Here is a 378-nt window from a genome sequence, read left to right on the forward strand (position 1 = left end):
ACCTTTGTTCCCGCAGGCAAGTTGTCAAACTTCTTCGTTTCACCCGCCTTCAGCTTGATCTGCGCCGGGTACTCTTCGCCCTCTAGCTTCGCACCCTCTTCGTCGGTCCACGTGAGATCAACGGTGAACTCAGCGTCTTCCGAGATCGGCAGGTTGTCCGGGTTAACAAGCTCCTTCGTGATTTCGAACGCACCCGTGGACTTCTTGGCAGTGTTATCGAGGTGCACTTCCACGTTGCGATCCTCTACAACCGTCAGAGTTGCGGTCTTGCCATCCTCAGAGATTTTAACATTATCAACGTCCTCTTCACCGGCGCGGAACTTAGGATCGCCGAAGGTAACCCCTTCCACGTCAGGGAACGTAGGTTCTGTCAGAGTC

Annotated in this window: 1 protein-coding gene; it reads right to left on the reverse strand. The window is 54.2% G+C overall.

Going from position 1 to position 378, the window contains the following annotated elements; genetic code table 11:
* Positions 1-350 (reverse strand): DUF5979 domain-containing protein (locus QKE30_RS10815; RefSeq protein ID WP_347934782.1); only part of this gene is annotated, 350 nt, incomplete at its 3' end.
* Positions 351-378: the final 28 nt, after the last annotated feature.

The organism is Corynebacterium sp. c24Ua_83 (genome assembly GCF_039907245.1).
Lineage (GTDB): Bacteria > Actinomycetota > Actinomycetes > Mycobacteriales > Mycobacteriaceae > Corynebacterium.